The sequence below is a fragment of the Rhodoferax ferrireducens T118 genome (assembly GCF_000013605.1).
Lineage (GTDB): Bacteria > Pseudomonadota > Gammaproteobacteria > Burkholderiales > Burkholderiaceae_C > Rhodoferax > Rhodoferax ferrireducens.
Genome location: NC_007908.1, coordinates 2,886,588 through 2,909,078, shown reverse-complemented (window position 1 = coordinate 2,909,078; position 22,491 = coordinate 2,886,588). Strand labels below are relative to the sequence as shown.

19 protein-coding genes and 1 riboswitch are annotated in these 22,491 nt (G+C 59.3%); of the genes, 9 read left to right on the top strand and 10 right to left on the bottom strand.

The window, feature by feature from the left end:
- The first annotated feature begins 38 nt into the window (after positions 1-38).
- Complete coding sequence (locus tag RFER_RS13345; RefSeq protein ID WP_011464926.1) at positions 39-2,009, top strand: DNA topoisomerase IV subunit B; 1,971 nt, start codon at positions 39-41, stop codon at positions 2,007-2,009.
- Between the two features lie 104 nt (positions 2,010-2,113).
- The gene (gene parC / locus RFER_RS13340; RefSeq protein WP_011464925.1) at positions 2,114-4,504 is read left to right on the top strand and encodes a DNA topoisomerase IV subunit A; all 2,391 of its coding nucleotides are present in this window, start codon (positions 2,114-2,116) and stop codon (positions 4,502-4,504) included.
- A gap of 44 nt (positions 4,505-4,548) precedes the next feature.
- Here parC and RFER_RS13335 read toward each other — a convergent pair whose 3' ends face one another.
- The 3 genes from RFER_RS13335 to RFER_RS13325 form a co-directional block, all read right to left on the bottom strand.
- Complete coding sequence (locus RFER_RS13335; RefSeq protein WP_011464924.1) at positions 4,549-4,974, bottom strand: RNA-binding S4 domain-containing protein; 426 nt, start codon at positions 4,972-4,974, stop codon at positions 4,549-4,551.
- A gap of 49 nt (positions 4,975-5,023) precedes the next feature.
- Positions 5,024-5,338: a hypothetical protein gene (locus RFER_RS13330; RefSeq protein ID WP_041790712.1), complete on the bottom strand. Its 315-nt coding sequence runs from the start codon at positions 5,336-5,338 to the stop codon at positions 5,024-5,026.
- A 219-nt stretch (positions 5,339-5,557) separates the two neighbouring features.
- On the bottom strand, positions 5,558-6,775 hold the full coding sequence (locus RFER_RS13325; protein ID WP_049765749.1) for a methyltransferase: 1,218 nt from the start codon (positions 6,773-6,775) through the stop codon (positions 5,558-5,560).
- A 174-nt stretch (positions 6,776-6,949) separates the two neighbouring features.
- Between RFER_RS13325 and RFER_RS13320 the strand changes: the two genes are divergently transcribed.
- On the top strand, positions 6,950-8,986 hold the full coding sequence (locus tag RFER_RS13320; protein ID WP_011464921.1) for a sensor domain-containing protein: 2,037 nt from the start codon (positions 6,950-6,952) through the stop codon (positions 8,984-8,986).
- A gap of 117 nt (positions 8,987-9,103) precedes the next feature.
- Here RFER_RS13320 and RFER_RS13315 read toward each other — a convergent pair whose 3' ends face one another.
- On the bottom strand, positions 9,104-9,646 hold the full coding sequence (locus RFER_RS13315) for a PAS and helix-turn-helix domain-containing protein (RefSeq protein ID WP_041790709.1): 543 nt from the start codon (positions 9,644-9,646) through the stop codon (positions 9,104-9,106).
- 102 nt (positions 9,647-9,748) lie between these two features.
- On the opposite strand from RFER_RS13315, the gene RFER_RS13310 reads away from it, so the two are divergent.
- Entirely contained in the window at positions 9,749-10,468 is a 720-nt protein-coding gene (locus RFER_RS13310; protein WP_011464919.1) for a CoA transferase subunit A, read from the top strand.
- Positions 10,469-10,470: 2 nt separating this feature from the next.
- A complete protein-coding gene (locus RFER_RS13305; protein ID WP_011464918.1) occupies positions 10,471-11,109 on the top strand; it encodes a 3-oxoacid CoA-transferase subunit B in 639 nt (212 codons plus the stop codon).
- Between the two features lie 8 nt (positions 11,110-11,117).
- Here the strand turns inward: RFER_RS13305 and RFER_RS13300 are convergent, their stop codons facing one another.
- Genes RFER_RS13300 through RFER_RS13290 form a run of 3 tightly spaced genes read right to left on the bottom strand, consistent with a single transcriptional unit; the run spans position 11,118 to position 13,228 of the window.
- Entirely contained in the window at positions 11,118-11,885 is a 768-nt protein-coding gene (locus tag RFER_RS13300) for a spermidine synthase-like protein (protein WP_011464917.1), read from the bottom strand.
- A complete protein-coding gene (locus RFER_RS13295; RefSeq protein WP_011464916.1) occupies positions 11,885-12,496 on the bottom strand; it encodes a 2-hydroxychromene-2-carboxylate isomerase in 612 nt (203 codons plus the stop codon). The genes RFER_RS13300 and RFER_RS13295 overlap by 1 nt, the downstream gene beginning before the upstream one ends.
- 12 nt (positions 12,497-12,508) lie before the next feature.
- Positions 12,509-13,228: a glutathione binding-like protein gene (locus RFER_RS13290; RefSeq protein ID WP_011464915.1), complete on the bottom strand. Its 720-nt coding sequence runs from the start codon at positions 13,226-13,228 to the stop codon at positions 12,509-12,511.
- A 134-nt stretch (positions 13,229-13,362) separates the two neighbouring features.
- Between RFER_RS13290 and RFER_RS13285 the strand changes: the two genes are divergently transcribed.
- Together RFER_RS13285 and RFER_RS13280 are read left to right on the top strand one after the other, a co-directional pair.
- On the top strand, positions 13,363-14,670 hold the full coding sequence (locus RFER_RS13285; protein ID WP_011464914.1) for an HD-GYP domain-containing protein: 1,308 nt from the start codon (positions 13,363-13,365) through the stop codon (positions 14,668-14,670).
- Positions 14,667-17,075 carry a sensor domain-containing protein gene (locus tag RFER_RS13280; protein WP_011464913.1) on the top strand — a complete coding sequence of 803 codons (2,409 nt, stop codon included), beginning with the start codon at positions 14,667-14,669 and terminating at the stop codon, positions 17,073-17,075. The genes RFER_RS13285 and RFER_RS13280 overlap by 4 nt, the downstream gene beginning before the upstream one ends.
- A 22-nt stretch (positions 17,076-17,097) precedes the next feature.
- On the opposite strand, the gene RFER_RS13275 is transcribed toward RFER_RS13280, so the two are convergent.
- The 3 genes from RFER_RS13275 to RFER_RS23030 all read right to left on the bottom strand — a co-directional run bounded on the left by RFER_RS13275 (position 17,098) and on the right by RFER_RS23030 (position 18,743).
- A complete protein-coding gene (locus tag RFER_RS13275; protein WP_011464912.1) occupies positions 17,098-17,916 on the bottom strand; it encodes a sulfite exporter TauE/SafE family protein in 819 nt (272 codons plus the stop codon).
- A gap of 246 nt (positions 17,917-18,162) precedes the next feature.
- Positions 18,163-18,516, bottom strand: a complete 354-nt coding sequence (locus tag RFER_RS13270; RefSeq protein ID WP_011464911.1) for a cell division protein ZapA — start codon at positions 18,514-18,516, stop codon at positions 18,163-18,165.
- Positions 18,513-18,743, bottom strand: coding sequence for a cell division protein ZapB (locus tag RFER_RS23030; RefSeq protein WP_011464910.1), 231 nt, complete (start codon positions 18,741-18,743; stop codon positions 18,513-18,515). The genes RFER_RS13270 and RFER_RS23030 overlap by 4 nt, the downstream gene beginning before the upstream one ends.
- A gap of 35 nt (positions 18,744-18,778) precedes the next feature.
- A riboswitch (cobalamin riboswitch) is annotated at positions 18,779-19,037 on the top strand.
- A 75-nt stretch (positions 19,038-19,112) separates the two neighbouring features.
- On the opposite strand from RFER_RS23030, the gene RFER_RS13265 reads away from it, so the two are divergent.
- Positions 19,113-21,086 (top strand): TonB-dependent receptor, encoded by a 1,974-nt coding sequence (locus tag RFER_RS13265; RefSeq protein ID WP_011464909.1) that lies wholly within the window; start codon positions 19,113-19,115, stop codon positions 21,084-21,086.
- Between the two features lie 9 nt (positions 21,087-21,095).
- On the top strand, positions 21,096-22,487 hold the full coding sequence (locus RFER_RS13260; RefSeq protein ID WP_011464908.1) for a cobyrinate a,c-diamide synthase: 1,392 nt from the start codon (positions 21,096-21,098) through the stop codon (positions 22,485-22,487).
- Positions 22,488-22,491: the final 4 nt, after the last annotated feature.

The window sequence follows — 22,491 nt, the reverse complement described above, 5'->3', positions numbered from 1 at the left end:
AGCTGTGCTTTCATACAGCCGATTACAATTCGGCCCCTATGGCACTCAAACCCACCAACGAATACTCTGAAGCCTCGATCCGTGTGCTGAAAGGGCTGGAGCCCGTCAAGCAGCGCCCGGGCATGTACACCACCACCGACACGCCGCTGCATGTGATCCAGGAGGCGCTCGACAACGCCGCTGACGAGGCGCTGGCCGGGCATGGCAAGAAGATCAGGGTGGTACTGCACCTTGACGGCTCGGTCAGCATCGAGGACGACGGCCGCGGTATTCCGTTTGGCCTGCACCCGACGGAAAACGCCCCGGTGATCGAGCTGGTGTTCACACAACTGCACGCCGGTGGCAAGTTTGACAAGGGCAAGGGCGGCGCCTACAGCTTCTCGGGCGGCTTGCATGGCGTGGGGGTGAGCGTCACCAACGCGCTGGCGACGCGGCTGGAGGCCACCACTTACCGGGAGGGCAAGGTCGCCAGTCTGGTGTTTGCCGGCGGTGACGTGATTGAGCCTTTGAGAGTGCGGGAACCCGCACCCGGTGAGCGCAAGTCCGGCACCACGGTGCGGGTCTGGCCGGACGCCAAATATTTTGAAACACTGGCGCTGCCGATGGCGCAACTGGTGCATCTGCTGCGCAGCAAGGCGGTGCTGATGCCGGGCGTCACCGTGACGCTGGTCAACGAGAAAACCAAAGAGACGCAAAACTGGCTGTTCAAGGGCGGTCTGCTGGACTACCTGATGCAAACCCTGGCCGGCGAGCTGGTGATCCCGGTGTTCGAGGGTGATGGGTTTGCCGACGCCCAGCATGACAATTTTGCCGAAGGCGAGGGCGCCTCCTGGTGCGTCGCCTTCACCGAGGACGGCCCTTTGGTGCGTGAAAGCTATGTCAACCTGATCCCCACCACGGCTGGCGGCACGCACGAGGCGGGCTTGCGCGACGGTCTGTTCACGGCGGTCAAGAGCTTTATCGAGCTGCATTCGCTCTTACCCAAAGGTGTGAAGTTGATGCCCGAAGACGTGTTCGCCCGCGCCAGCTACGTGTTGTCGGCCAAGGTGCTGGACCCGCAGTTTCAGGGCCAGATCAAGGAGCGGCTGAACTCGCGCGACGCGGTGCGGCTGGTCTCAAACTATGTGCGCCCGGCGCTGGAGCTGTGGCTGAACCAGCATGTGGAGTACGGCAAGAAGCTGGCGGAGCTGGCGATCAAGGCGGCGCAGACGCGTCAGAAAGCCGGTCAGAAGGTCGAGAAACGCAAGGGCTCGGGTGTGGCCGTGCTGCCGGGCAAGCTGACCGATTGCGAAAGCCGCGACCTGGCCTACAACGAGGTGTTTCTGGTCGAGGGCGACTCGGCCGGCGGCAGCGCCAAGATGGGGCGCGACAAAGAGAGTCAGGCGATTTTGCCGCTGCGTGGCAAGGTGCTCAACACCTGGGAAGTGGAGCGCGACCGCCTGTTTGCCAATAATGAAATCCACGATATTTCGGTGGCGATTGGCATCGATCCGCATGGCCCCAATGACACGCCCGACCTGAGCGGGCTGCGCTACGGCAAGGTCTGCATCTTGTCGGATGCCGATGTGGACGGTTCACACATCCAGGTGTTGCTGCTGACGCTTTTTTTCAAGCATTTCCCGAAGCTGATCGAGACCGGCCGTATTTTTGTGGCCCGGCCGCCTTTATTTCGTGTCGATGCGCCCGCGCGTGGCAAGAAGCAAGCCTCCAAGGCCTACGCGCTCGATGAGGGCGAACTGACTGCCATTCTGGACAAACTGCGCAAGGAAGGCGTGCGCGAAGGCGCCTGGAGCATCAGCCGCTTCAAGGGCCTGGGGGAAATGAATGCCGAGCAGCTGTGGGACACCACCCTCAACCCCGATACCCGGCGCTTGTTGCCGGTGCACCTGGGCAGCATCGACTTTTTGCAAACGCAAGGCCTGTTCACCCAACTGATGGGCAAGGGTGAGGCCGCTGCCCGACGTGAGTTGATGGAATTGCACGGCGATGCGGTGGAGATTGATATCTAAGACTTTTAGGGCTCTAGCCCCCGTCCTGCCTGCCTGATTAGCTACTTTTTATATAGCGATGGCAAGCTCAACCGAGCCCTCCCAACCGAGACTGAATTGTTGTCATGAGTGATCAAACCACCCTGGATTTTCCCGCTGGCCCTGATGCGGGCGCTGGCGCCGACGATGACGCCCTGAATCTGGCCACCTACGCGCAGCGTGCTTATCTTGAATACGCCCTGAGCGTGGTCAAGGGCCGCGCCTTGCCCGATGTCTGCGACGGCCAGAAACCGGTGCAGCGGCGCATTTTGTATTCCATGTCGCGCATGGGGCTGGGCTTTGGCGGTCCCAACGGTAATACTGGGGCCAAGCCGGTCAAATCTGCTCGCATAGTCGGTGACGTGCTGGGGCGCTTTCACCCGCATGGGGACTCATCGGTGTATGACGCTGCGGTGCGCATGGCGCAGGACTTTTCACAGCGCTACCCGCTGATTGATGGGCACGGCAACTTTGGCTCGCGTGACGGCGACGGCGCCGCGGCCATGCGTTACACCGAGGCGCGGCTGGCCAAAATCACCGGCCTGCTGCTCGATGAGATCGACGAGGGCACGGTTGACTTCATGCCCAACTACGACGGCTCGACGCAAGAGCCGAGCCAGTTGCCCGCGCGCTTGCCGTTCAATCTGCTCAATGGCGCCAGCGGCATTGCGGTCGGGCTGGCCACCGAAATCCCGAGCCACAACCTGCGCGAGGTGGCCGATGCCTGCATCGCGCTGATCAAGTCGCCCCAGCTCAGCGAGTCGGATTTGTTTGCCTTGATTCCCGGCCCGGACTACCCCGGCGGTGGCCAGATCATCAGCAGTGCCGAGGACATCGCCGAGGCTTATCGCAGCGGGCGGGGTTCACTCAAATGCCGGGCGCGCTGGAAGATTGAAGACCTGGCGCGCGGCCAGTGGCGTCTGGTGCTGACCGAGTTGCCGCCGGGGGTCAGCACGCAACGGGTGCTGGAAGAGATTGAAGAGCTGAGCAACCCCAAAGTCAAGGCTGGCAAAAAAGCGCTCTCGCTGGAGCAAAACCAGCTCAAGGCGACGCTGCTGTCGGTGCTCGACGGGGTGCGCGACGAATCCAGCAAAGACGCCGCCGTGCGTCTGGTGTGCGAGCCCAAGACCAGTCGCATCAGCCAGCAGGAGTTGATCACCACGCTGCTGGCGCACACCAGCCTGGAGACTTCATCGCCGATCAATCTCACCATGATTGGGCTCGACGGCCGTCCAACGCAAAAGTCCTTGCGCCAGATGCTCACCGAGTGGATAGCATTCCGCCAGAAAACCATCGAGCGGCGCTCACAGCATCGCTTGGGCAAGGTGCTCGATCGCATTCACATTCTGGAAGGGCGCGCGCTGGTGCTGCTCAACATTGACGAAGTGATTGCCATCATTCGCCAGGCCGACGAGCCCAAGGCGGCGCTGATTGCCAGGTTCCATCTGTCGGATCGGCAGGCCGAAGATATTCTGGAAATCCGCTTGCGCCAATTGGCCCGCCTGGAGGCCATCAAGATTGAGCAGGAGTTGGCCGGATTGCGTGGCGAACAGCAGAAGCTGGAGGAAATTCTGGGCAGCCCGAGTGCGTTGCGCCGCCTGATGATCAAGGAGATCGAGGCGGATGCCAAAACCTTTGCCGACCCGCGCCGGACATTGATCCAGGCCGAGAAAAAAGCGGTGCTCGAAGTCAAGGTGGTCGATGAGCCCGTGACCGTGGTGGTGAGTCAAAAAGGCTGGGTGCGTGCCCAAAAGGGCTGGGCCAGCGAGCGTGCTGCCAACGGTGTGCTGCCTGCGGAATACAGCTTCAAGGCCGGCGACGCGCTCTACGACACCTTCGAGTGCCGCACGGTGGACACGCTGCTGGCCTTTGGCAGCAACGGGCGGGTCTATTCAGTGGCGGTGGCCTTGTTGCCAGGCGCCCGCGGTGATGGCCAGCCGATGACCAGCCTGCTGGAACTCGAGGCGGGCACCCAGCTGCTGTACTACTTTGCCGGCCCGGCCCCGGCGACGCTGCTGCTCAGCAGCTCGGGCGGCTACGGTTTTCTGGCTTCGGTGGAAAACATGACATCGCGCCTGAAAGCGGGCAAAGCCTTTGTCACTTGCAATGCAGGTGAAATTTTGTGCCGGCCGTCGCCGGTGGCGGGGGGCTCTGGAGCAACGCCCTGGCCGGCCGCCACGCATGTGGCCTGTGCCTCGGCGGGTGGGCGCATTTTGACCTTCGAGATCAGCCAGCTCAAGACCATGGCCACCGGCGGGCGCGGGCTGATGCTGATTGATCTGGAAGACAAGGACAGGCTGGCCGGTGCTTGCGCCTATACCCGCAGTGTCAAGATTGAAGGTTTGGGCCGAGGCGGCAAGCCGCGTGATGAAACGCTGGAAATCCGCAGCCTCAACAACGCCCGGGCGCTGCGCGGGCGCAAAGGCAAGGTGGCCGATCTGGGCTTCAAGCCAGCCACGATCACACGCGTCGCCTGAGGCTGCTGTCAACGCCTTGCGTGTGTTGATCCTGCTTGGCAGGTTCAGGTGTCGATAGACGCGCTCCAGCGCTGGTCCCATTCGTGGACTTGGCCGCTGCGTGCTTTTTCGGTGTCGCGGCGGTCGCGCTTGGTCGGTCGGCCTTGCGTCAGGCTCAGGGCCGGTTCAGGCGCCAGGCGGCGTTGCTCGGCAGTGGCCGCGCGGCTGGCGATGGAATCGGCGGTTTCCTGGAATAGCAGCGCCGCGACCGGTGCCGGGCCCCGCTTGTCGCTCACGCCTTGCACCACCACGCTGCGGGTGATGGCGCCGCTGCGCAGTTGCACCGTGTCGCCGGCTTTCACTTCGCGCGCGGGCTTGACCGCCACACCGTTGATGAGGACCCGGCCTTTGTCAATTTCGTCGCTGGCCAGGCTGCGCGTTTTGTAGAAACGGGCGGCCCACAGCCATTTGTCGATTCGAAGCCGTTCCATCAGCGGGCCTGTTTGAGAAGTGACAGGGGTGCCTTGACCGGACAATGGGTCAAATTTCCGGCGTGTCGTGCAGCCTGATGAGGTGCAGGAAGGCTGCCAGGACCTCGTGCTTGAATCCAACTCTTGTCTGGCCGACGCCGTCACCGCCACTGAGGATCAGTTGACGCAGGTATTCGACGCAATCCCTGTGACCCCAAAACATGTCGATGGCGCTGGCGATGCGCGCGTGATGTTTGCGGATGACTGCCATCTCGTGGTCAATCTGGAATTGCCGCGGTAGTTCATGCAGCGGCATGGGCCGCGTGGCCTGATCCGCTTCGTTGTGGATGAGTTCTGGAAATCCACTGTGTTTACTGTTGGTCATGTCGTCTGCTACTCAAGGTGTGCCCGCACAGTATGGTTTGCCTGCCCACAAAATGCAATATGTCATGGACGTGAACCAGCAGGGTGAGCCTGAATCTATGCAGCAATTATAGTTTTTGGCTCAGCCTCTTCGATCAAAAGCAATTTCGGGGGCATCTGCTTGAAGAAGGGACTGGCGCCGGCGTCGAGCATGTTGACCCAGGGTTCCTTCATGTGATGGCTAAAGGGTCGCCAAGCGCCAGAGTGAGGTCACTTCACGCGACCTCGCATTTGCCAGCGGATCACTGGCATCCGTCGCCTTGGGATGTTGCGGTTTGGCGTCGATGCGGCTCACCACCCGCAAGCCGTTGTGCTCGAAAGCCTCCAGCAGTTCCGCGCGCGTGCGCAGACCCAGGTGTTCGGCCAGGTTGGACAGGATCAGCCAGCCTTCACCTTTGGGTGCCAGGTGCGCGGTCAAACCCTTCAGAAATCCTGCCAGCATGCGCCCACCCTCGTCATACACCGCGCGTTCAATCGGCGAGCTGGGCCGTGCTGGCAGCCAGGGCGGGTTGCACACCACGAGCGAGGCTTGACCCTCGGGAAACAGATCAGTCTGGACCAGTTGAACTTTGTCTTCTACGTTCAAGCGCGCAATATTGTCCCGCGCGCAGGCCAGCGCGCGCGGATCTTGATCGGTGGCCACGATTCTGTTGACGCCGCGCCGCGCCAGCACGGCTGACAGCACACCGGTGCCGGTGCCGATATCGAAGGCCGTCAGCGTGGTCTGCCCGGTCGGGGGTTTGGGCAAGTGCGCCGTGGCGACCAGATGGATGTATTCACCCCGCACCGGGGAGAACACGCCGTAGTGCGGATGAATACGGTTGTGGGGGGGCTCGCCCAGCGCTGCAATTTCAACGCCTTTTCTGCGCCACTCGTGTGCGCTGGTGATGCCGGACAGTTCACGCAGGGACGCCACGCAAGCGCCTGCCGTCGCATCGGGCGGACCCCAGGCCTCGGTGCACGCCATCGTGACGTCCGGGGCCCGGCGCAAGGGAATGCTGTAGTCGGCATTGAACGGGATCAGCAGCATGCCCAGCATGCGGGCTCGCTGCGACTGGGCCAGGCGGTGGCGGTGAAAGGCGTCCACCACCGGTACTTCCTCGGCGGCTTTTTTGCGCTTGCGTGTTGGAACCTGGTCGGCGCGTCGCGCCAGCGCCTGCAGCAATTGTCGTGCGTTGTGGAAGTCGCCACGCCAGAGCAGGGCCGTGCCTTCGCAGGCCAGTCGGTAGGCGACATCGGCGGTTGTGGTGTCATCGGCCAGAACAACCCGCTTGGGCGGTGGTGCGCCACGTTCTGACCGCCAGCGTGCGGAACACTCCTGGCCCGCTTCAAGCCAGCGGATCACCGGGGGTGGGTTGGTGACAGGTTCGGTCGCGACAGGGTGAGGTGAATTGAGCATCAGCTTGGTCATTCGAAAAAAAATGGATATTTAGTCTTTTAACAGATGGACCGATTCAGTTGGCGCATCCGGATGTGGGCCGGGTGAGCCGGTGCTGTTAACTACAATGATTCTCGATCAAGATCCTTTTCATCACTTTGCGCGGCAAAGAAAATTTCAACACTGAAGGTTTCCGTGACACCCGAATCCAATGACGCTGTCGGCTCAACCGTGGGCGGCAAATCCGACTTCAGACTGTTGCGTTATTTCGCCACTGCCAGCCTGGTCGCCTTTGTGGTGGTTGCGGTCTTGCTGGGCTACGTCTTTCGCACGCTGTCGGTGGATGCCCTGATTGACGGCTACCAGAGTGAACACATCAACCACGCCAGGGTCATTGCCAATGAGATGTGGGAGGAGCACTTTGGCCCCTTGGTCTTGTCGATGGCCGACAAGCCCGCCGCGCAGTTGCCGACGGCGCCACAGATTCCCGTGCTGCACCAAATGGTTCTCAAGCTTCTCAATGGCACCCAGATTTACAAAGTCAAGGTTTATGACTTGCGGGGCAGGACGGTTTATTCAACCGAACTCAATCAGATTGGCGAGGACAAGAGCGATAACGCGGGTGTGATGAACGGCTTGCGCGGTTTGAACAGTTCCGAACTCGTGCATCAAAATCAGATCAGCTCATTTGAGGGCGAACTGCAAGACCGTGACGTCATCGAGAGCTACATTCCGCGCTACGACCCCGTGACGGGTCAAGTCAGCGGCGTGTTCGAAATCTACCGCGATGCCACCTCGGTCCTGGCGGAGGTCGGTCAGCGGCAGTGGATCCTGGTCGCCGCTGTGATCACGCTGCTGACGCTGCTTTACCTGGTGGTGTTCATCATTGTGAAAAGAGCTCAGGATCAAATCATTGAGCAAAATCAGGAACGCAAAAGAGCCCAGCACGCGCTGGCTTTGAGTGAGGAACGCTGGAAGTTTGCGCTTGAAGGCGCTGGCGACGGCGTATGGGACCGCAACTTGCAGACCGGTGAAGTTGTGTTCTCCAAGCGCTACAAGGAAATTTATGGCTTTGCCGCCGATGAGTTGGAGAATCACACCGAGGCTTGGGACGCGCGCGTCCACCCTGATGATCTGGCCCGGATAGAAGCCGACCGGGCGGCTTATTTTGCGGGGGAAAAATCCAGCTACGCCAATGAGCGACGGATGCAATGCAAGGACGGCAGCTGGAAATGGATACTCTCGCGCGGCATGGTGGTGGCACGCGATGCGCAGGGCCAGCCCTTGCGCATGATTGGCACGCACACGGACATCACTGCGCGTCATGAGCGTGAGGAAGCCTTGCGCCTGGCCTCTACCGTCATCCTGACCATGGATGAGGCCGTGACCGTGACCAATATGCGCAATGAAATCATCTCGGTCAATCCGGCGTTCACCGTGATTACGGGCTACTTCGCCAGTGAAGTCATTGGCAGAAACCCCAAACTCATGGCGTCCGGCACTCATTCCGCGACGTTCTACCAGGACATGTGGGCAAAGCTCGCCACCACCGGCAACTGGCATGGCGAAATCTGCAATCGCCGCAAAAGCGGAAAACTCTATGTGGAATGGCTTTCCATCAAGCAAGTGCGCGATGAGCAGGGCGTGCCCTCCCACTATGTGGCGGTGTTCTCTGACATTTCCGAACGCAAGGCGAGCGAGGTGCGCATGCAGCACCTGGCGCATTTCGACGTCCTCACCAATTTGCCCAATCGCGCCCTGTTCTCCGACCGCTTGCGCCAGGCTATCGCCAAGGCCAGGCGCGACAAAACGCAGCTGGCCTTGATGTTCATGGATCTTGACAGATTCAAACCGGTCAATGACCAGCTCGGTCATCAGGTGGGCGACTTGCTGCTCCAAGAAGTGGCACGGCGTTTGCTGGACTGCGTGCGGCGCGAATCCGACACCGTGGCGCGGATCGGTGGTGACGAATTTGTCGTGATGTTGCCAGATCTCGAAACGGTGCAGGCGGCCACGCTGGTCGCTGAAAAAATTCTTGCCGCATTGAACCTGGTCTTTGAAATCGGCGAGCATCGGATCCATATTTCATCGAGCATCGGCATTGCCATTTTTCCCGAGCATGGTCAAGACGAAAATCATTTGCTTAAAAGCGCCGATGCAGCCATGTACCTGGCTAAAGAAAATGGCCGCAACCGGGTCCAGGTGGCGGCAGCTGCGTCGAGCCCGGTCTAGCTGCCGCGCGCTTGAAAAATGCTATAAAATAAATAGCACCATACGTTTATTCTACGGGGACTGCAGGCCGATTTAATGGATATTATGGGTGCTTAGCGGCTGACTTGTGTGGCGACCTCAACCCGCCATCAGCTTGTGCACCAGGTCCCCGGTGTTGGAGGCTGTGTACTTGCGCATCAGACGGGCTCGGTAGATTTCAACCGTGCGGTGGCTGATCGCCAGCGTCTTGCCTATTTCCTTGCTGGTCAATCCGTCCATCAGGTGTGCCGCGACCTCGCGTTCACGTGCCGTCAACTCCGCCTTGACCGGGCGACGCGAACTCAAGTCCTCAAAGGTCCAGATGCCAGTCTCATGCGGCGCGCTCGGGTTCAGCGCGCGGCCGGTCACGTGGCACCAGAAGGTTTCGCCGTTGGCGCGCTTCATGATGCGGTCGTCGGCGTAGGTGCCGTTGCGGTTCAGAATCGGCGCAATGCGCGATCCGGTGCGCTCAAATTCAATGGCGCTGGGGTACAGCACCTGAAATGACTGACCCACCAATAATTCACGTGAGGCACCAAACATCTCGCACAGATGGCGGTTGCAGTCCAGCATGCTGCGGTTGCTTGAGAGGGCGAGGCCGACTGGCGCCAGATCGAAGGCAAGACGGTAATTAATATCCATGCGTTGTGGGTGACCAGGACTTAGGGTTTGTACTTTACGAAAAACTACGTATGAAGTTAAGTAGTATCGTAAGGTCATTATTTCTTTAATGGAGATTGCGCAGTGAACAAAATTTACCCCAACGCGGCCAAAGCACTGGAAGGCATTGTCAAAGATGGCCAGTTACTGGCCGTTGGCGGCTTTGGCCTGTGCGGTATTCCCGAGGCCCTGATTGACGCCCTGTGCGCCAGCGGTGTCAAGGACCTGACCGTCATTTCCAACAACGCAGGCGTCGATGGTTTTGGCCTGGGCAAGCTGCTGGGTACGCGCCAGATCAGCAAAATGATCTCCAGCTATGTCGGCGAGAACAAGGAGTTTGAACGTCAATACCTGGCAGGCGAGTTGCAGTTGGAATTCACGCCCCAGGGCACGCTGGCAGAAAAACTGCGCGCCGGTGGTGCTGGCATTCCGGCTTTTTACGTCCGCACGGGGGTGGGCACACTGGTGGCCGAAGGCAAGGAAACCCGCGAGTTTGACGGTCATGTGTACATCATGGAGCGCGCCCTGCTGCCTGAAGTGTCTTTGGTCAAGGCGTGGAAGGCTGACAAGAGCGGCAATCTGCTGTTCAGGCGCACGGCGCGTAATTTCAATCCGGCGGTGGCGATGGCGGGCAAGATCACGGTGGTTGAGGTCGAGGAAATCGTTGAGGTTGGCACATTCGATCCCGATTCGGTTCACTTGGCGGGAATTTACGTGCACCGGATTGTGCTCAATGCTCACCCCGAGAAGCGGATTGAGCAAAGAACGATCACTGAAACATCGACCAAGAAAGCAGGAGTCTGATCATGGCCTGGACACGCGAACAGATGGCTGCCAAAGCGGCAGAAGAATTACAAGACGGTTTTTACGTCAACCTCGGGATCGGCTTGCCAACCCTGGTGGCGAACTTTGTGTCACCCGATATCGAGGTCTGGCTGCAAAGTGAAAACGGCATGCTGGGCATCGGCCCGTTTCCCACCGAAGATGAAGTGGATGCTGACCTGATCAATGCGGGCAAGCAGACCGTGACCACAATCCCGGGCTCGTCCATCTTCGGCAGCCACGACAGCTTTGCCATGATTCGGGGCGGCAAGATCAATCTGAGCATTTTGGGTGCCATGCAAGTGAGCGAGAAAGGCGATCTGGCCAACTGGATGATCCCCGGCAAGATGGTCAAAGGCATGGGTGGTGCGATGGACCTTGTGGGCGGCGTCAAGAGCGTCGTCGTGCTGATGGAACACGTGGCCAAAAAGAAGGATGGCACCATTGATTTGAAAATCTTGCCCAACTGCACACTGCCACTGACGGGTGTCGGCGTGGTCGATCGCATCATCACCGACCTGGCGGTGCTGGATGTGACGCCGCATGGCCTGAAAGTGGTGGAGTTGGCGCCCGGTGTGACGATCGAAGAGCTGCAGGCCAAGACCGGCGTGCAACTGCATTAAACGGTGCACTAGGCGACCTGCGTCGCCGCCCAGGAAATGCGCGCAAATTCGCGTTGCAGTTGACTGCGTACTTCGGGGTCAAAGTTCTTCAGCGGGTTGCTCTGCCGTATGTCGTCCATTGAAATGGGGCTGCCTTTGCGCGCAAAAAGAATGCTGTTGCTTTTTTCTTGTGAAGCGACTTCAAGCAGATTGCCATCGAAAGCAAGCCGGATGCGTGCTGTGAAGAGGGCGTGTTGGGGGTCGTCATGGTGCAGGTTGGCAACCATGACACCTTGCTGTGAAAGTGCCTGGTAGCAGTCGTTGTAAAAACGTTGTGAACACAGGCTGGGCGCCAGCCCCTCGCTGTCAAAGCCGTCTACCAGCAGCACGTCATAGCCGATGGGGTTGTTGGCCGCCGCGTCACGGACAAAGTCGGCCCCGTCAGCGCAAACAAGCTCGATGCGCTGAGCATCTTCCGGCACCTCAAACTCGTGGCGCAGCGCAATCACCTTGGGGTTGATCTCGACCATCGTGAGCAGTGAGTTGGGCAGGTGGCGGTAGCAAAACTTCAGCAGTGAACCACCTCCGAGCCCAATCATGGCGATGCGTGCCGGGCGGCTGTCAAACAGCAAGAAACCCATCATCGTGCGCGTGTAGTCCACCTCCAGTTGGTCGGGATGCGCGCTGCACATGCGGCTTTGCAGTTGGTCGAGGGTGAAATACAGGGATTTGTGGCCGTCAGCCGAAAAAACGAAGGGCGAATCAAACGCCGATGCATCGACTGGGGTGTCCGCCATTACAACGACGCGGCGCGTTGGCGCAGGATGGCGGCCTTCAGCAGCGGCAAGCGGTCGTTGCCAAAGTACATGTCGTCGCCGAGGTAGAGCGTGGGCGAACCAAAGCCGCCACGTGCAATCACTTCTTCGGTGTTGGCTTTGAGTTGCTGCTTGATGGCAGGCTGCGCGATACCAGCCAAAAACGCGCCACCATCGACGCCGACTTGATCGCATATTTTCAGAAGCACGGCGTCTTGCGAAATGTCTTCCTCGCGCGCCCAGTAGGCCTCAAACACGGCCGTGGCAAAAGGCAGCAGTTTGCCCTGTGGCTCCAGCCAGAGACAGCCGCGCATGGCTTTGACACTGTTGACTGGAAAGACCCTGGGCGGGAAGACAATCTTCAGACCCGCCTCGCGTGCCCAGTCCTGCAGGTCTTTGAGCATGTAAGCCCATTTGGCGGGCACCGGGTTGTCGCGCATGGCGTAGACGCTGGGGTTGACGGCGTTGAAAATACCGCCCACCAGTACAGGTCGCCAGTGCACCGGCTCATTCAATTCGGCGGCCAGGGGCTGCAGGTTGTGAAAAGCCAGATAGGTCCAGGGGCTGGAGCAATCAAAGAAAAATTCAATCATGGGGGGTATGTTTCAAATGAGTTTGTGATCGCCGGTCCGCACGCTTTGCGCCGTTTGTCCAAACAATGCCTTGCGAGCCTCTTCGCTCATCGTGCCGGCGCGCAAGTCTTTGAGCAGATCAAGCCCGCGCAGGACGGCCGGGCGCAGGAACAGCGTGTCGTACCAGCGCTTGATGTGGGGGAACTCGTCGAGAGACACCTGCTGCGCCTGATGGGTTCGGATCCAGGGAAAAATTGCCATGTCGGCAATGGAGTAGTCGGGCCCGGCCACAAACGCGCCGGTTTTCCCCAGTTGGGTGTTGAGCACGCCATACAGTCGGTTCACCTCTTTGCCATAGCGATCGATGGCGTAGGGTACTTTTTCGGGCGCATAGAGCAAGAAATGGCCATTTTGCCCCGCCATCGGGCCGAGCCCTCCCATTTGCCACATCAACCACTGCAAGACCTGGGTCTTGCCGCGTACATCGCCCGGCATGAAGAGCCCGGTCTTCTCAGCGAGGTAAATCAGAATGGCGCCACTCTCAAACACCGCGATCGGTTCACCCCCGCCGGCAGGATCATGGTCCACGATGGCGGGCATGCGGTTGTTGGGACTGATCGCCAAAAATGCGGGTGCAAACTGCTCACCCTTGCCAATGTTCACCGGGATCAACTGGTACGCCAGCTTGCATTCTTCCAGCATGATGGAGATTTTCCAGCCGTTGGGCGTGGGCCAGTAATACAAATCAATCATCGGGATTCCTTTTTCTTTGCTTTTGGCATGATATTCTCGAAAGCATACGGAGGAAGTGTTCATCCGTCAGATGAAAATTTTTGTGTCAAATATTGCCGTGCTCGTGAAAAGCAAGGTCGCCAACTGAAGTACATATGGACGAAGCCCAGTTCGAATTGATTGAAATCCATCAGTTGCGACCCGGCATGTTCATCGAGCTTGAGCTCGGCTGGATGTCCCATCCGTTTCCCACCAGAAGCTTCAAAATTTCCTCTGAGAAACAGCTTGAGGTGATTCGCGGCCTGGGTCTAAAACGTGTTCGTTATTTTCGTGACAAAAGCGATCTGCTGCCAGGATTGGCAAATGCCGGTGGTGCCAAGGTCCTGGCGGGCGATAGCCCTGGCGAACAAGCCAGGCCGGAGAGCACGCTGGCGTCAACTGATGAGAATCGTCTTCGGCGACAACGCAGTGATTTGCTGAGCGCCCAACATAACAGTCTGATCGTCTGTGAACGCCGCTTTGTTGACGCCATTCAACACTACAAGCTGGCGGTAGAGCAAATCAGTGCATTCCCTGGCGCGGCCAAGCAACAGTGTCTTGGCGTGGTCGGCGGGTTTGTTGGCGATATGCTGCAGGAGGGCGAGTTGGCCATTCGCCTGTTGTCTGAGGGTATGGGGGACAAAGCGTCCATGCATCCGGTCAATGTGACCATTCTTTCTCTGCTGCTCGGCCGGTCTCTGGGCCTGTCACAGCCGGACATGCTTGATCTGGGCATGGCGGCGTTCTTGCATGACATCGGCAAATCCCGTTTGCCGGACCGGGTGCGCTGGCCAGACGAAAATTTTTCAAAAGCCGAATACAACTTGTACCAGGAGCATGTTGCCCAAGGTGTCCCTCTGGGTCGGCACATGGACTTGACAGCGGGCGCCTTGCAAGCCATCGCCCAGCATCACGAGGCGATGGATGGAAGCGGTTTCCCAGCCAGGCTCAAGGGTGACAGCTTGTCCGTGGCAAGCAAAATTTTGTCACTGGTGAACCAGTATGACAACTTGTGTAATCCGAGCCGGCCTTCGACTGCCGTCACCCCGCATGAAGCCCTGGCACTCATCTTTGCCCAGCTGAAAGCCCGTTTCGATAGCGTGACACTGGGCGCCTTTATCCGCATGATGGGGGTTTATCCGCCGGGCTCGGTGGTGCAATTGGCTGACGAACGATTTGCCCTCGTGGTATCGGTTAATTCCACCCGGCCACTTAAGCCCCAGGTGATCGTGCATGAGCCTCGTGTTCCCAAGCATGAGGCACTGATTCTGGACTTGGAGCATGCACCCGCCCTGGGCATTCGGCGCAGTCTCAAGCCGGCGAGTTTGCCTCGGGAGGCCATGGATTACCTATTGCCGCGGCAGCGAATTTGTTATTTTTTTGAAAAAGTAATTGAGTCACCGTCAGACGAGGTGGGGCTGTGAATCCGGCGGCCTGGGGCCTCTTGATTGATGGTTTGATCGAGGCCGTCTGGCTGGTTGATCCGGTGAGTTTGCGCATCCTCGCGGTCAATCACGCAGCGGCCGACTTGTTGGGTTTGAAGGCAGAGGATTTGGTGGGCAAGCCCGCTATAGAGTTGACTGTTACGCCAGAAGACCAGTTCTTTTGGGAGGACATCGCCGCTGGTTTGGTTGATGGCATTCACTCGGAAACCCTGTTGCGTGGTGCCGATGGCATGGCCGTTCCGGTGGAACGCCGTGTCAGCCGGGTTTGGCCCGAAACGGGGCGCGCGGTGTATGTGGTGGGCATTCGCGATCTGCGCCAGCAGCGCCGCACCGAAGATGAACTTGAAAGCTTGGTGGCAGAGCTGCGGGCCACACTGGAATCAACTGCCGATGGCATTCTGGTCACCGATCGCAGTGGCGACATCCGCAACTACAACCGGCATTTTGCCGCCATGTGGGATGTGCCCGAAGAGCTGCTTTTGAATCCCAATGACCGGGCCTTGCATGGCCATCTGGCCTCGCGGGTGCTCGACGCTGCGGCATACGAGACGCGCCTGCGGGCGATTGCTGAGAGTCCCTTGCTGGAAACCACTGATGTGTTGATCCTGATCACTGGGCGTCTACTGGAGCGGGTGTCACGGCCGCAATTCAGCAGAGGTCAAGCGACCGGTCGGGTGTTCTCGTTTCGGGACATCACGCAAAGTGTTGATGCCCAGTCCAGACTGCGTCTGGCGGCCAAAGTGTTTGAGTCGAGCGTGGATGCCATCTTCATCACGGATCCGGATCTGACGATCCTGGCTGTCAATCCGGTTTGTGAGCGTTTGACAGACACTTCTCAAGCTCAATTGCTGGGGGAATCCGCCAAGAGTCTATTCCAGGATCCGTGTGACCCTGAACTGATGGTTCGTGTGGAACAGGTGCTGCGCGATGAGGGCTTCTGGCGCGGGCAGGTCTGGCTTGACCGTGCCGGTCGTTCTGCTTGTGCCGTTCATCTGTCATGGGTTTTATTGCGTGACGAGGACGGCGCTGTCTTGCACACCATTTGCTTCTTCAAGGACCTGACCGAAGAATTGGCGGCCCAAAAACGCATTGAGCAACTGGCTTACAGCGACGCCCTGACAGGTCTGCCCAATAAATTGTTGTTGTCACAGCGAGTCGGCTTTGCCTTGCGCATGGCCGAGCGCCACGGCTCGCAGTTTGGTGTTTTCTTTCTGGATCTGGATCACTTCAAGAATATCAATGACTCGATGGGGCATGTGTTTGGCGACCGGGTTCTGGTCGAAGTGGCGGAGCGCATCAAACGTTGTTTGCGCGACGCCGACACCTTGTGTCGGCTCGGTGGCGACGACTTTGTCATTTTTGTGCAGGAAATTGACGCTCGTGGCGCTGAAATGCTGGCACAGCGCATTCTGGACCTGATGGCGCAGGCTTTTCTGATCGAGGAAACCAGTTTTTCGGTTGGGTGCAGTATTGGTATCGCACTGTATCCGGCCGATGGCCGCTCGCTCGATGAGTTGATCAAGTGCGCTGATACGGCGATGTATCTGGTCAAGGAGCGCGGTCGAGGCAGTTTCCGTTTTTATCAACCGCAGATGAATGTTGATTTGCTGTCGCGCATGAAAATGGACCATGCCATGCGCCGGGCCATGGAGCAGGGCATGTTCCGGCTGCACTACCAGCCGCAAATTTCCCTGGCCAACGGCCAGTTGGTGGGCGTGGAGGCGCTGATTCGCTGGTTGGATGGCGAACTGGGCAATGTGTCGCCCGTGTTGTTCATTCCCCTGGCAGAGGAATCGGGCTTCATCATCACGATTGGCACCTGGGTGCTTAAAGAGGCGGTGCGGCAAGCGGTGCTCTGGCAGAACGCTGGCACGCCGGTCACGGTGTCGGTCAACGTATCGGCACTGCAGTTTCAGCAGACCGATTTTGTGGAGATTGTGGCGAACGTGCTGAAGGATTCCGGATTGGCACCGTATCTTCTTGAGCTCGAATTGACAGAGACCATTTTGGTCAGGGATGCCAATGAGACCTTGAACCGTTTGCATGCACTGGCGGCCCTCGGAGTCGCCCTGTCGATCGATGACTTTGGCACCGGTTATTCGAGCTTGGCTTACCTGAAAAAATTTCCCATCTCCAAGCTCAAGATTGATCGCTCTTTTGTCATGGGCCTGCCCGACGACGAAGGTGACCGCGCCATCGTGAGTGCGACTATCGGCATGGCGCGCGGACTCAAATTGAAAGTGGTCGCAGAGGGGGTCGAAACCATCGCGCAACGAGACTACCTGGCCGGGCTCAATTGCGAATCTTTTCAAGGTTTTCTGTGTTCCCCCGGACTGCCTGCCGAGGAGTTTGAGCGACTGATGGCGTCATTTCCGCGCGATTAGCCCGCCGTGCGCGGCGCCGGCGTTACAGGCTGGACAGCCCCCGGTACAGCATATAAGCCGCCAGCAGGTACAGGATGCTGGCAAATACGCGTTTGAGTTGTTTCACTGGCAAAGTGTGGGCGGCCCGTGCACCCAACGGCGCGGTGAGGACACTGCAGGATGCGATCACCCCCATCGCCGGCAACCAGATGTAGCCGAATGAATACGGGGGCAGGTTTTGCACATCCTGGCCGCCGATGACGTAGCCCACCACGTTCGCCAAGGCGATTGGAAAGCCCAATGCCGCAGAAGTAGCCACTGCGTTGTGGATGGCGACATTGCACCAGGTCATGAAGGGCACACTCACAAAGCCGCCACCGGCGCCGACCAGTCCCGACAGAAAGCCGATGACGCCACCGGCGCCAATCAGGCCAGCAGTACCCGGCACTTGTCGTGTGGGTGCGGGTTTTTTGTCCAGAAACATCTGGGTCGCGGAAAAGCTCACAAAGGCGGCAAAAAACAGCGCCAACCAGGAGCCTTTGAGCAGGGCAAAAACGCCCAGGCTGGCCACGGCCCCGCCCAATAGGATGCCCGGTGCCAGGCCCCTGACCAGATCCCAGCGCACGGCGCCGCGTTTGTGGTGGGCGCGCACGCTTGAAACCGAGGTGAAGAGGATGGTGGCCATGGACGTGGCAATCGCCATCTTGACTGCCAGGTTGGGGCTCACCCCGCGCCCGGACAGAATGATGGTGATAAAGGGCACCATCATCATGCCCCCGCCAATGCCCAGCAAGCCCGCCAAAAAACCTGTGCCCAGCCCTAAGAGCGCGAGTTCAATGATCAGGGCTGGTTCAAAGTTCATGCAAGGGGGGAGGAAAGGAGAAAAGGTGTCTGCAGAGTCACCGGACCGGCATCCTGAACCGGGGTTCAGGTGGGCGAGGTCAACTGGTCATTGGGTTCATCTAACGCGAGACGATCACGCTTGACCAGTGATGTTCCAAGCCCGGGCTCTAAGAGCATTGGTTCAAGGAACTATAAAGCCCGGCGAACACTGCAGACGAGATTATTGTAGAGCTTGAATCGCAGTTATGGGTAAAAAATTAAGGGATCAAAGCAGGCGACCATCCGTGCCCAGCGCGACGTCAAGTCGCTCCAGCAGCGAGGCCAACAGCACCCTGTCGTCCGGCGTTTGAACGCCTTGTGCCGGGTGGTCCCCCGTGCCGAATGAAGCCGCGTGGACAGGCGCCTGAACAGTGTCTGAGCTCTTGTCGGCCAGATCAAAGGCCAGGTTGAGCGCGGCCAGCACGGCGATGCGATCACGCGCCCGGACTTTGCCGCCGTCGCGAATCCTGCACATGGCCGTGTCGACCTTTTCCACGGCCTCCAGCAGGCGGGACTCGCCCCCATCGGGACAACCCAGCAGGTACGCTTGCCCCATGATTTGAACTTCGAGCTGTTTCATTCCGTCCCTTTGTGCGCTTGGTTTGGTGTCGCCTCGGGCAAACGTTGCAGCAGCGCGTCGACCCGGGCGCGGGCGGCACTCAGTCGGGATTTCAGGGAGTCGCGCTCCTGGGAAAGAGCATGGACCTGCTCGTTGAGCAAGGCGTTGGTGCGTTGCAGTTCTTCGTAACGGACAAGCAAACGCTCGACACGTTCGGCGACTTGGTCGATTTGAGGGGGGTTCGACATAGACCGTTATTGTAGGGTTTGGAAAAGCCGTCGGCGGTAGAATCCACAGCGTTGGTGCTCGCGGTGTGGTTCACACGCCGCAGTTCAACGGGAAGCAGGAGGTCACGCCGTTCGCACTGAGCTTGTCGAAGTGCCGAATGGTCTGGCTAACCTGCGCTGCCCCCGCAACGGTAAGTGGACGCGTCGCAAGACGCCGCTTCCATCACAGCCACTGAGCGTTCTGAACACGCGCTTGGGAAGGCGATGGAGGTTGATTCCACCAGCCCGGATACCGGCCAACACGGTGGTTGCACGCCTGGCGTGAAACCGTGACGCTCAGGCACCGTCGGGGACGACGGTGAGGGCTTTTGATGGTTCCTTTTCTCGACTATGAAGACTTCTGTATTTTCCAAACGCGGTCGCGCACCCGTGCGCCTGGGCGTGTCTGTTTTGGCTGTTTTTGCGGCTTTTCCTGCTTCTTCGGTGCTGGCGCAGGGCCAGTCCGAGGTGGTGCTTAAAGAGGTGGTGGTGACTGCCACGCGGTTCGATGCTGAGGCTTTCACCTTACCGTTTGGTGTCAGTGTGATTACCAAGGACGATATTGCACGCGCTGGTGTGTCAACTGTGAATGAGGCAGTGATCAAGCTGCTGGGTGTGCCTGGCCGCGTTGATTACTACGGTGGTGGTGATTACGGCCTGGATCTGCGAGGCTTTGGTTCCACAGCAGGCAGTAATCAGGTGGTGATTGTGGATGGGGTCAAGGTCAATGAGGCTGACTTGGGTGGAACCCGGTTGGCGGGCATTGCGATCAACTCGGTTGAGCGCATTGAAGTGTTGCGCGGCAGCGGTTCGGTGTTGTACGGCGAGGGCGCCACTGGCGGCGTGATTGTGATCACGACCAAGGCGGGTCGTGGGTCCGCGCGAAAAAATTCAGCCGATCTCTATGCAGCGACTGGCAGCTACGGGCTCAATGAGGTGCGTGCGAACGGCACCTTGGTGGCCGGTGGTTTCTCGCTGGATGTGGCGGGTAACAAGCGCCAGGCGGATAACCATCGCGACAATTTCAAATCCAACGTGGAAGGTTCTTCAGCCCAGGCGCAATGGAGCAATGATTGGCTGCGCGTGGGCGCCAGCTATGCCAATGACTCGTTGGACAGCGGTTTGCCGGGGTCGTTGACTGCGGCCCAGTACCAAGCGAACCCGAGCCAGACCACCAGTCCCAACACAACAGGCAGCATCAAGAATACGCGCCAAACTTTGTTTGCCAGCGCTGAATTAGGTGCTTGGCAAGTGGGTGTAGACGTGGGTCAACGAACCAAGAATCTTGATAGTCTGAGCAGTGGTGTGTCTACCTACCGGTCCGACGTGGATGCCAGCACGCTGGCGTTGCGTGCCAGAAACGAGGCAAAGCTTGGAAATCTTCGCAATGCGCTGACGCTGGGACATGACCAGTCTGACTGGAAACGCATCGTGCCGGGAGCTTTTGGATCGGTCTCGCAGCAAAAAACAAGTGCTTTTTATGCGCAGGACGAAGTCACCTTGAGCGGCGGCACGCGTGTGACTGCCGGCTATCGGTCGGAGAACATCAAACAAAGCGACACCTTCACTGCAAGCACCAATAACGATCAGACGGCCTGGGAGTTGGGGATCATCCAGCCAATGTCTGATGCCTTGTCGATTTTTGGGCGTGTGGGGAACAGCTTTCGACTGGCCAATATTGACGAACTGGGCTTCACCACACCCGGTGCCGTTTTGCAACCCCAGACTTCTCGTGACCTGGAGCTGGGCAGCCGCTGGAAATATGCTGGAGGCCGGGTTGAACTACGTTTCTACCGGAACAACTTGACCAACGAACTGGGCTATGACCCAACGGTGGCCAACGCCAATTCCTGGAGTGGGCTGGGTGCCAATGTGAACTTTGACCCCACGCGGCGCCAGGGACTAGAGCTTGAAACCCAGCACGACTTAAGCAAAACTCTGGGCGTTCGGGTCAATGTTGGCGTTCGTGAAGCCAAATTTACCGAAGGCGCACACAACGGCAAAAATGTACCGCTGGTGGCAGGCACCACTGTGGCGTTACGCGCCGATTGGCGGCCGGCACCTGCGCATTCCGTGAATGCCGGGGTGGTGTGGGTGGCGTCACAGCATGTGGACTTCAACAACACTTGCACGGTGCCGAGCTACGCCACGGTCGATGCGCGCTATGCCTACCAGTGGCGCAGTGTGGAGCTGTCGCTGGGTTTGACCAATCTGCTCGATGCCAAGTACTACACCCAAGCCTTTAAATGCACAGCGGGGGTCACCAATGGGATTTACCCGGAAGCTGGACGTGCTGTCACTGCGGCTATGCGGGTGGCTTTTTAAGCCACCCGCATGACGGACTCGTCTCATGAACGGCTTCGCATGACCTGCTGCCCCGCCATCCTGATCGCCGCCCCCGCCTCCGGCCAGGGCAAAACCACCGTGGTGTCAGCCCTGGCGCGGCTGCATACCCGCCAAGGCAGACGGGTGCGGGTATTCAAGTGCGGGCCGGACTTTCTGGACCCGCATTGGCACGCACTTGCCTGCGGCGCACCGGTGTACCAGCTGGACTTGTGGATCAATGGCGAGGCCGACTGCCTCGCGCGGCTGGCGGCAGCGGCGCGGGAGGCGGATTTGATCCTCGTCGAGGGTGTTATGGGTTTGTTTGACGGCAACCCCAGCGCCGCCGACCTGGCGCAACGCTTTGGCCTGCCGGTGCTGGCAGTGATTGACGCGAGCGCCATGGCCGGCACCTTTGGCGCGCTGGCGTTTGGCTTGCAGCATTACCGCCCTGACATGCCGTGGGCCGGGGTGCTGGCCAACCGGGTCGCCAGCACCTCGCACGCCGGCATGCTCCAGGCCAGTGTGCGCGAGCCAGAACAGTGGCTGGGGGCGCTGTTGCACAACCCTGCAATGGTTTTGCCCGAGCGGCATTTGGGCTTGACGGTGGCTGGTGAAGTGACTGATGCCCTCGCAAGGCTGGATGCCGCAGCCGATGCCCTGGCGGCCACGCCCTTGGGGCAGATGTCGCTGGCTGACCTGAAGCGCTGGAATGTGACGTTTTCTCCTGCGCCCACCCTTTCAGAAACGCCTGTTTCAATTGGTTTGCCGCTGGCAGGGCGCACCGTGGCGGTGGCGCGTGATGCGGCGTTTTGTTTTATCTACGCCGCCAATCTGGACTGCTTGCGCGATCTGGGCGCTAACGTGGTATTTTTCTCGCCTTTGAATGACGCTGCTTTGCCGCCTTGTGATGCGGTCTGGCTGCCCGGCGGTTATCCTGAATTGCATGCGGCGCAACTGGCCGCGAACAAGACGCTGTGCGACAGTCTGGCCGCGCATGTGGCGCAACACAAACCGGTGTGGGCCGAGTGCGGCGGCATGATGGTGTTGTTTGACACCCTGGTCACGCTGGAGGGGGACATGCAGGCGCAGTGGGGCCTGCTGCCCGGCACCGTGACCATGCAAAAGCGGCTGGCCGCCTTGGGGCCGCAGCAACTGGTGCTGGAAGCTGGCACGCTGCGCGGCCACACTTTTCACTATTCGACCTGTGCGACCCCGCTGCAAGCGCGTTGGCGCACCGCGCGGCCCGGCTGTGAGGCCACGCCCGAAGCAGGCGAGGCGCTGTACCGGGTGGGGTCGATTCAGGCCAGTTATTTTCATGCCTGGTTTGCCTCCTGCCCGGCGGCGGTGGTTGCGCTGTTTTCGCCGCCCGTTGACGTGCCGTCGCCAGGAACTGCGCCATGAATCA